A 4691-nucleotide genomic window follows, 5' to 3' on the forward strand; every position below is an offset into this window, starting at 1 on the left:
GCGGTACCCGTGCAGACCAAGCTGCCCGCGAGCACCGTGAGCGACGCGATCCGCAGCGCATAGCTGGAATGGGACAAACTGAAACTCCTGAACTTCGGGCGTAGGGCTGTCGCCCGACTATGCCACACCCGCGCCACACCCGTGCCGAGAAACGATTGGGCCGAGGGCGGGCGCCTTCGACGCTTCCGACACCAGCGCGGCGCTGCCGGTGTCCCCCGCCAAGGCTTAGCTCGGGGTCGACTGCCCCGGGTGCGGCAGCCTGCGTATGGGGTACTTCCTGCTGCACGGCGATCTGCGGGCGGCGGTGACGCTGGTCCTGGTGACAGCCTGGTTGGCGGTGCGCAACATACCGTTCGCACCGTTGTACGCACTGCATGTCTGATCCAGGTCTAACCTGGGGAGCGATGGTGAACACATCCAAGCCGCCGGCCGCGATGTTCGCAGTCGTGCTCACCGTGCTGCTGGCCGGCTGCTTCCACGGGTCCACCAATAACGAGCAGGCGACCGCAAACGCCGACGCGGTGAACTTCGCGACGACCCTGCACCGCAAGGTCACGACGGACGCGATGATGGCGCACCTGTCGAAACTGCAAGACATCGCCAATGCCAACAACGGCACCCGGGCCGTCGGTACGCCCGGGTACGAGGCCAGCGTCGACTACGTCGTCGAGACGTTGCGGGGCAAAGGTTTCGACGTCCAGACGCCCGAGTTCTCGGCGCGCTTCTTCCACGCCGAGAAGCCGGTGGTGACGGTCGGCGGTACCGGCGTGGAGGCGCACGCGCTGGAGTTCAGTCTCGGCACATCGCCGGACGGTGTCAGCGGCCCGCTGGTGCCCGTTCCGCCCGGAGAAGCAGCGGGGTGCAAGGCCGCCGACTACGGCCGGTTGCCGGTGCGCGGGGCGGTGGTGCTCGTCGACCGGGGCACGTGCCCCTTCGCGCAGAAGGAGGGTGCCGCCGCCCAGGTCGGCGCCGTCGCGATGATCGTCTCCGACAACGTCGACGAGCAGCAGATGGGCGGCACGCTCGGGGCGGACACCGACGTCAAGATCCCGGTGGTCAGTGTCACCAAGTCGACTGGCGTGCAACTGCGAGCCCAGCCGGGGCCGACCACGATCAAGCTGGCCGCCGGAAGTCAGAAATTCAAGGCCCGCAACGTGATCGCCCAGACCAAGACGGGATCGCCCACCGACGTTGTGATGGCGGGCGCGCACCTGGACAGCGTGGCTGCCGGGCCCGGGATCAACGACAACGGTTCGGGGGTGGCTGCCGTTCTGGAAACCGCGCTGCAGCTGGGCAATTCACCGCCGGTGCACAACGCGGTGCGGTTCGGATTCTGGGGTGCCGAGGAACTCGGGCTCATCGGCTCCCGCAACTACGTCGAGTCCCTGGACGTCAAGGCAATCAAGGATATTGCGCTGTACCTTAACTTCGACATGCTGGCGTCGCCCAATCCGGGGTACTTCACCTACGACGGGGACCAGTCGCTGTCGGCCGATTCCCGTGGCCGGCCGGTGGTGCCCGAGGGCTCAGCCGGTATCGAACGCACACTGGCCGCCTACCTGGACAAAGCCGGCAAGACCGCGCAGGACACGTCGTTCGACGGGCGCTCGGATTATGACGCGTTCACGCTGGCCGGTATCCCCGCGGGAGGGTTGTTCTCCGGGGCCGAGAACAAGAAGTCCGCGGAGCAGGCCAAGTTGTGGGGCGGCACGGCCGAGGAGCCGTTCGACCCCAACTATCACGAGAAGACCGACACCCTCGAGCACATCGACCGCACCGCGCTGGGCATCAACGGCGGAGGCGTGGCCTACGCGGTCGGCCTGTACGCTCAGGACATCAACGGCCGCAATGGTGTTCCGAGGATGGCGGACCGGACCCGGCACCTGCTGGGCAAGTCCTGATCAACGGGGCCGGTTTCGGCCTTTGCTGCTGACCGGGCTGCTCGCGCGGCGCTCGGCGCCGCGCTCGGGCCCTCCCGGCCGCGGCGCCCGCGTCGGCTACGTGGTGAAAGCGCGGGCGTGTCGGTCGGGGGATGACCGCCGGAGTTGGGTGGCAGAAAACCGAGCGGCCCGATCGCAATGTCAGACCCCTCTGGTTTACTCGATTGTATGTTCGAACAGCAGGCGGGTCCGGCGGGGTTGGTCGATCGGATTACCGCTTCCGCGCGGACGGAGAACAGGGCGGCCGCGGCGGGTTTGGTGGCCATCGGGGAGTTGTTTGGGTATCGGCTGGCGCAGGGTGAGGAGACCGAGGACTGGGCGATTGACACGATGGCGGCGGTGGCTGCCGAGGTGGGAGCGGCGTTGCGGATCGGCCAGGGTTTGGCCGCCAGCCGGGTGCACTATGCGCGGGCGATGCGCGAGCGGCTGCCGCAGGTGGGGGCGGTCTTTGCGGCCGGCGATATCGATTTCCGGTTGTTCGCCACCATCGTCTACCGCACCGACCTGATCACCGACGCCGCCATCCTGGCGGCCGTGGATGGGCAGTTGGCGGTGGCGGTGGCGCGCTGGCCGTCGATGAGCCGAAGCCGGGTGGCCGGGGCCGTCGACAGGATCGTGGCGCGGGTCGACGCCGATGCGGTGCGGCGTCGCCGTGAGGAACGGCCCGGGCGCGAGGTGGAGTTCGACGAGGGGGTCGGTGGGCTCTCGCAGTTGCGCGGCTACGTGCTGACCCCGGATGCCCACGCCCTCGATCAACGGCTGGACAAGCTGGCGGGGACGGTGTGTGCTGAGGATCCGCGCTCGCGTGCCGAGCGGCGCGCGGATGCGTTGGGGGCGTTGGCCGGCGGGGCGGATCGGCTGGGGTGTCGCTGCGGGCGTGCTGATTGCCCGGCCCGGGGCCGGGCCGGGGCGCCGCCGGTGGTTGTCCATGTGCTGGCCGAACAGCCCACTCTGCACGGTGACGGCGCTCCCGGTTCGCAGGTGTGCGCCGACGGGTTGATCAGCCCCGACCTGGTGGCCGAACTGGCGGCGACGGCCAAACTTGTGCCGCTGGTTCATCCCGGGGACGCCGCCCCCGAGCCGGGGTATGTGCCGTCGAAGGCGTTGGCCGATTTCGTACGCTGCCGGGATCTGACGTGTCGCTGGCCCGGCTGTGAGCGTCCGTCCTTTGACTGCGAGCTTGACCACACCATCCCTTACGCCCAGGGTGGGCCCACCCATGCGGCAAACCTCAAGTGCTACTGCAAAACCCATCATTTGGTCAAAACGTTTCTCGGTTGGACCGAAAAGCAGCTGCCCGACGGCACCCTGATCCTGACCTCCCCCTCCGGGCACACCTATGTAACCACCCCGGGCAGCGCGCTGCTGTTCCCGAGTTTGGCCCGCGCGGTCGGGGGCTGCCCGGCCCCCGAAATCGACATCCCGGCACAGGACTACTGCGCCCCGCGTACCGCGATGATGCCCAAACGGCGGCGCACCCGCGCCCAAGATCGCGCCTACCGCGTGGCGGCCGAACGCCGAAAAAACCGCGAGGCCAGCGTGGCCGGAAAATCCGTCAGCCACGACTATTTCGGGCCCGCGCCTCCCGCATACTACGACGACCCGCCGCCGTTCTGACTCGCATCGCGGCGGACGGCCCGGAGTTGCGTGAAGCATCCCCGGTTTCATGCGCATCTCGTTACGTGTGGCCGGTGTGCTCTCCGGCCTGGAGTCGAGCGTAGTACTCGGCCTCGGCCTCGGCTTCGGCCGGTGGGATGCGGCCCAGTCGGTGCATGAGCCTGCGCTCGTTGTACCAGCTAACTCACGCCGAGGTCATGTTCTCCAGGTCGGCGAGGGTTCGGATCGGGCCGACGCGAAACGGGGAGCCAGGGCGCACGCACTCGGTTTTGTAGAGCCCGATCGTGGTTTCGCACAGCGCGTTGTCCAGTGCGTCACCGACGGTCCCGATCGAGGGGATCAGTCCCTCCAACATCAGCATCTCGCCGTAATGTATTGCAGTGTAACGTCATCCGTGGTCGCTATGATGAATGGCGTCGTTGAACGGATGGCCTTGACGGGCCCGGAAGACCGCCGCGTGGCGCAGCGCGCGCTCGACGACGACCGCGGTGTAGCCGAACCCACCGGTGTCCAGCCCGACGTAGGTGAAGTCAGCTACGTCGGGCAAATTGGGCGCGCTAACGCGCCGCCGCCGGCCCACCAGGTCCGGCGCCCGGCTCGCAGCCGGGTCACGCTCGGTGGTGCGCGGCGGGCGGCGAGCACGAGTGACACCTCGCCAGCCGTTGTGCCGCATGAAATGCACTCCCAGTTCTTTTGCCGCTAAGCCCCTTTCATGATTCGGTCAAGCGCTCCAGCAGCGACAGTGCGTCGGCGATGACGCGGCGTTCGCGTTCGGTGTAGTGCTCCTGCATGGTGCGCGCGAGCCATTCCTCCCGGGCCTGGCGGTTGCTGGCGGCGCGCTCGCGGCCGTCCTCGGTCAGTGAGATGACCTGGCGCCGGCCAACACGCCGGCCGACGATGGCCCCTCCTTCCACAGCCGGATGAGCACTGCCGTCTGGGACGGCGTCAGGTCGCCGTCGACCGCGACCTCGGGCAACCGGCGCCGCAGCCGGCGAGCGACACGACGAGGTCGGCGGCCTGCATGCCGCTGCTGCTGCCCGCCGGCCGTTCGGGCGCGCCGGCCGCTCAGGCCAGGAGCCGCAGGGCGGCGTCGACCGCGAGCGCGGGCACGTCCAGGGTCTTCGAGCGCAGGTC

Annotated in this window: 2 protein-coding genes and 3 pseudogenes; 3 read left to right on the plus strand and 2 right to left on the minus strand. The window is 68.6% G+C overall.

Annotation, left to right across the window (positions count from 1 at the left end; genetic code table 11):
* Positions 1–172: 172 nt before the first annotated feature.
* The 3 genes and pseudogenes from ACOJVU_RS00110 to ACOJVU_RS00120 form a co-directional block, all read left to right on the plus strand.
* A pseudogene (locus tag ACOJVU_RS00110) lies at positions 173–382 on the plus strand (DUF2752 domain-containing protein); the annotation flags it as partial.
* A gap of 22 nt (positions 383–404) precedes the next feature.
* Entirely contained in the window at positions 405–1901 is a 1497-nt protein-coding gene (locus ACOJVU_RS00115) for a M28 family metallopeptidase (RefSeq protein ID WP_421527916.1), read from the plus strand.
* Positions 1902–2078: 177 nt separating this feature from the next.
* Positions 2079–3557, plus strand: a complete 1479-nt coding sequence (locus ACOJVU_RS00120; RefSeq protein WP_421527917.1) for an HNH endonuclease signature motif containing protein — start codon at positions 2079–2081, stop codon at positions 3555–3557.
* A 61-nt stretch (positions 3558–3618) separates the two neighbouring features.
* Here ACOJVU_RS00120 and ACOJVU_RS00125 read toward each other — a convergent pair.
* Both ACOJVU_RS00125 and ACOJVU_RS00130 read right to left on the minus strand, forming a co-directional pair.
* Positions 3619–4230: pseudogene (locus tag ACOJVU_RS00125) on the minus strand (integrase core domain-containing protein); the annotation flags it as partial.
* A gap of 37 nt (positions 4231–4267) precedes the next feature.
* Positions 4268–4626, minus strand: a pseudogene (locus ACOJVU_RS00130) (MarR family transcriptional regulator).
* Positions 4627–4691 lie beyond the last annotated feature (65 nt).

The organism is Mycobacterium sp. THU-M104, assembly GCF_049197365.1.
Lineage (GTDB): Bacteria > Actinomycetota > Actinomycetes > Mycobacteriales > Mycobacteriaceae > Mycobacterium.

Bases quoted from the DNA above. Each gene is read 5' to 3' on its own strand.
- ACOJVU_RS00115 (WP_421527916.1), top strand. From the start codon at position 405: ATGGTGAACACATCCAAGCCGCCGGCCGCGATGTTCGCAGTCGTGCTC.
- ACOJVU_RS00120 (WP_421527917.1), top strand. From the start codon at position 2,079: ATGTCAGACCCCTCTGGTTTACTCGATTGTATGTTCGAACAGCAGGCG.